4 protein-coding genes are annotated in these 1,978 nt (G+C 35.8%); 2 read left to right on the forward strand and 2 right to left on the reverse strand.

The features are described from left to right. Positions 1-38 precede the first annotated feature (38 nt). Entirely contained in the window at positions 39-359 is a 321-nt protein-coding gene (locus tag RAC86_RS38180) for a YoqO family protein (RefSeq protein ID WP_061186318.1), read from the reverse strand. A 109-nt stretch (positions 360-468) separates the two neighbouring features. On the opposite strand from RAC86_RS38180, the gene RAC86_RS38185 reads away from it, so the two are divergent. Further along, on the forward strand, positions 469-759 hold the full coding sequence (locus tag RAC86_RS38185) for a hypothetical protein (protein ID WP_072566410.1): 291 nt from the start codon (positions 469-471) through the stop codon (positions 757-759). A 14-nt stretch (positions 760-773) separates the two neighbouring features. Here the strand turns inward: RAC86_RS38185 and RAC86_RS38190 are convergent, their stop codons facing one another. Further along, a complete protein-coding gene (locus tag RAC86_RS38190; protein ID WP_236827494.1) occupies positions 774-911 on the reverse strand; it encodes a hypothetical protein in 138 nt (45 codons plus the stop codon). Positions 912-1,055: 144 nt separating this feature from the next. On the opposite strand from RAC86_RS38190, the gene RAC86_RS38195 reads away from it, so the two are divergent. After that, positions 1,056-1,889 carry a hypothetical protein gene (locus RAC86_RS38195; RefSeq protein WP_072566409.1) on the forward strand — a complete coding sequence of 278 codons (834 nt, stop codon included), beginning with the start codon at positions 1,056-1,058 and terminating at the stop codon, positions 1,887-1,889. Positions 1,890-1,978 lie beyond the last annotated feature (89 nt).

The raw sequence follows: 1,978 nt of genomic DNA on the forward strand, positions 1-1,978 counted from the left end.
GTTCAGAGGTGAACAAATCAGATAAATTTGAATATAGTCTAATTTACTGCAATAGATACCAAAACAATGATTAAAGCGATCTCAAGTAAGATGATAAGTCCAATATTTAAGTTAAGCCTATCAAAGTAATCACCGGTAAAGGAAATGAGTTGATAAATACCTAGCATTAGAGCTATAAAGATTGCTCCTAAAACAATTAGAGATTTTTTAGAGAAATCCTTAGCATGTTCAAAATTATAAATTATTAGGAATACAAATAGACAAGCCATAGCAATCTCGTAAGTCAACGAACCACTTGCTGAAAACCCTTGCACAATTAAGGAAACAATTAATCCAATTATGCCGATTATTTTATTCAAGACATCACCTGTTTTGTATGATCCTAGGTGCCAGCTTACTAAAATTCTCGAAACGTTTGATTGGGATTCAATTAAAGACACTCAATACACTCTATAAGGAGAAAGTAAAATGAACACTTATGTAGTCGATGACAGCAAGTATAAATGTATTTATGCGGGAACTGAGAAAGCAGCTGCTTTTAATAATGAATTTGAAAACGGAACAAGAGTAAGGGTTTGGTTTGAAGGCCATCACATAAAAACGTTTGAGAAAGAACAAAAAGAAGTCTGTGGAGTAGGAGAATGGATCCTTAAGTATGATGTTGCTACTGAATTGCAAAAGGAAGTAAATCGTTTGGAAAAGACATATTTCAAGAAGAAAGAATTGTTAGACACTATTAGACAAGCTGATGAAGTCTAAATAAAAGATAGTTTTTAACTAAACATATAAGGATGGATCGTTATCGGTAAAAGTACACGAATCGATAACGATCTCAGAATTGCAAAAGCAAACATATAATCCAGGACTTTATCAAAAGTCCAATTTGTGAAAAGATCCAGAAGAAAATTCATTAGCTTTCACCTCCAAGACAAAAATGTCCTATCTCTCTTAGATGGCATGTGTATGACACGCCTCTATAAATAAAAGAGTGAAATCCAATATGAAAATCTAAAAAGAATTGAAAAAAACATAAAAAAATATAAAGGGTGCAGTAAATGACGGAAATTAAAGCGAACTCAAATGTAAAGATTCACGTACTGGCTGACGAAACACTTGGCGGCACCAAGCCCGAATACGTAGAGGTCGATCGTAAAGCGGAGGTTGGCGATTTATTGTACATTACAAAAGTCGGTTATGAATCCGTGGATCAAACAGCAAGGGTGATTGATAATGCTTACGTTGCTAATGACATTCAGGGCTGTATTAGATTGAATCGAGAAATCAATGGGGAAAACTTTTTACTGAACGATCCTGCTGTTGGCAAATTTGTGATACTCGAACCGACCGACATCGTCCACATTGACGGTCAGCGCTACGAAATGACCGATCGTCAGGCAAAAGTAGGCGAGAAAGTTATTCATGTTTATAAAGGAGTGAACGGCATTGTGCGTGATGTTCGCAAAGCAGGCGACGATGGAGTAGATGTTGATACATATGAAGATGAAGGAGAATTATATAGCGGTCTTTATCGTGAATATTATTACGTTCTCGTCCCACTAGATAAACAGGAGAAGCACTTTGAAAGCAAAAAAAGTGGATACAAAGAAATAAAAAACCTTATACATAATGACTTAGGTATCACAAGGCAAGATATACAAGAAGTGATTAGTGTTGCGGTTTCTAATGAAGTTCAAAATATGTCTGAGTCAGGAAAGCTGGATAGTATTGCGGGAGCAAAGATTGAGTCTATTATTGAAGAAGGTTTTGACGGAGGTCGGTTGCTCTATGGGTTTAAAGAAAGGGTATCAGAAACAGTTGCCGAAGAGGTAGGTAAACGTATTGCAAATGTATTGAACATTAATGTGGAATTAAAGGGAGAAAGAAATTGACCAAACACGAACGAGAAGACTATTTAAACAGGCTTGCTGATTACGGATTAACAGAAGAAGAGGATGATGCAATGACAAGTATTATGGAC

The sequence above is a fragment of the Bacillus sp. LR_5 genome (genome assembly GCF_042709275.1).

Coding starts and splice junctions, on each gene's coding strand:
- RAC86_RS38195 (WP_072566409.1), top strand. CDS start 1,056: ATGACGGAAATTAAAGCGAACTCAAATGTAAAGATTCACGTACTGGCT.
- RAC86_RS38185 (WP_072566410.1), top strand. CDS start 469: ATGAACACTTATGTAGTCGATGACAGCAAGTATAAATGTATTTATGCG.
- RAC86_RS38190 (WP_236827494.1), bottom strand. CDS start 911: ATGAATTTTCTTCTGGATCTTTTCACAAATTGGACTTTTGATAAAGTC.